The sequence below is a fragment of the Photorhabdus heterorhabditis genome, from assembly GCF_018448905.1.
GTDB lineage: Bacteria > Pseudomonadota > Gammaproteobacteria > Enterobacterales > Enterobacteriaceae > Photorhabdus > Photorhabdus heterorhabditis.
In genome coordinates, this window is the sequence record NZ_RCWA01000104.1 from 1 (window position 1) to 2,056 (window position 2,056).

2 protein-coding genes are annotated in these 2,056 nt (G+C 54.6%); both read left to right on the forward strand.

Features of this window, described 5'->3' with window-relative positions; genetic code table 11:
* The first annotated feature begins 215 nt into the window (after positions 1 to 215).
* Positions 216 to 1,880 (forward strand): ShlB/FhaC/HecB family hemolysin secretion/activation protein, encoded by a 1,665-nt coding sequence (locus tag EAE89_RS22675; protein ID WP_214086637.1) that lies wholly within the window; start codon positions 216 to 218, stop codon positions 1,878 to 1,880.
* A 49-nt stretch (positions 1,881 to 1,929) separates the two neighbouring features.
* On the forward strand, positions 1,930 to 2,056 hold a 127-nt coding region (locus EAE89_RS24470; protein ID WP_214086638.1), incomplete at its 3' end, for an ESPR-type extended signal peptide-containing protein.

Below are 2,056 nucleotides of genomic sequence, written 5' to 3' on the forward strand. Positions count from 1 at the left end.
TTATTAAATGATTAATATTAATGCATTTTTTATATATTTTGTAACAGAATAATAACATTGGCCTGTTTTTTGTTTTAAAATATAACCCCCTGTTTTTGCTGCTATCTTAACCAAACCCCGGCTTTTAGTTATCAGGCTAATAATCAACCCCGAACATTGATCGCTAAGTGAAATTTAGGGTTAATACCGCTTCAAATTTGTGGGATTAAGCAACAATGAAAAGCGGTATTTTGGTATTGGCAGTTTTTTGTAGCCTGGCTTCAGGCAGTCAGGCTGCCGACATGGCAGATCAACAACTCATTCATCAACAGGCACGTCAGCAAGCGCTGGAGGCTCAACTGGCTTCCCCCCCTGCGGATGTTCGCCTGTCGGTACCGGAAAAAACTGTGCCCGCCGCCTTTCCGGCGGAAGCCGGCTGTTTTCCCCTGACCCGGGTCACCCTGACAGGCACGGAGAATTTCCCGCACTGGCTGCCCCTGACGCGACTGGCACGCCAGGGCGAACACCACTGCCTCGGTACTCAGGGCATTAACCAATTAATGAACCGGTTACAAAACCGGCTCATCGACTCCGGCTATGTCACCAGCCGAATCCTGGCCCCCGCTCAGGACCTGAATTCCGGGACCTTAAAATTGGTCGTGATACCGGGCAACATCCGCCACATCCGTTACACCCCTGACAGCGGACGTCATATCCAGCGGATAACCCCGTTCCCCGCCCGTGAAGGTAAGCTATTAGATTTACGGGATATTGAGCAGGGACTGGAAAACCTGCAACGCGTGCCGACCGTTCAGGCCAATATGCGCATTGAGCCGGATGAGCAACCGGGCGAGAGCGATATTGTGCTGGACTGGCGTCAGTCCCGGCACTGGCGATTAGCCTCCTATTGGGATGATTCAGGCACGCAAAGCACCGGGCGCTATCAGGGCGGATTCACCTTCTATCTGGATAACCCGCTGGCATTAAGTGATTTGTTCTATATCTCTGCCGGGCGCGATATCCACACCGTCGCCGGTCAGGGCAGCCAGAACGACACCCTGCATTACTCACTGCCCTTTGGCTACTGGATGGCGGGGATGACCGCCAGTCATTACGATTATCACCAGACGATAGCCGGACTAAATCAGGCGATACAATACCGGGGCAAAAGCCACAACCTGTCCGTCCAGCTCAGCCGGGTTTTGTACCGTAACGACCAGCAGAAAACCACGTTAAACAGCGAAATCTATCGTCGCACCGCCCGCAATTTTATTGATGACACCGAAATCGCGGTTCAGCATCGGGAAACCGCGGGCTGGAAACTGGGCCTGTCCCACCGTCATGACATCGGCAGTGCCACGCTGGATACCGGTGTGACTTACCAGCAGGGGATGCGCTGGTTTGGCGCCCAACCGGCCCCGGAAGAGTGCCAACATACCGGGACCGCGTTATCGAAAATCATCCAGTTTTCCGCCACCCTGTCCGGTCCCCTGCGATTATTTTCCCAGCCTTTTTCTTATCAAACCCAATACCTGCGCCAGATAAGTCCCACCCCGCTCACGCCCCAGGACCAGTTTTCCCTGGGTGGACGCTGGACAGTCCGCGGCTTTGACGGCGAGCTGACCTTATCGGCTGACCGGGGCTGGGACAGCCGTAACGAGCTGGACTGGCATACCCCGCTGCACGGGCAATCGCTGTATCTGGCACTTGATTACGGTGAAGTGGGCGGCCCGGGCAGTGAAGCCCTGCTCGGTAAACACCTGGCGGGCAGTGCCCTGGGCTGGCGGGGCCGTCTGAAAGGTCTGAACTATGACCTGTTTGTCGGCATCCCGCTGTCCAAACCCGCCGGTTTCCAAACTTCCCCGGTCACCACCGGATTCAATCTGTACTGGCAGTACTAATTCAACCTAACCGGCTGCCAACCTGTAGCCTGTGCGTGGAACCCATGTTATGAATAAACACTTATATCGTATTATCTTTAACCACTCCCGAAATCTGCCGATGGTGGTGGCCGAGATTGCTACTGGCGGACAACAAAGCACCGCCCGCCGCCGTAGTCGGCCATCGGCTCAACGAC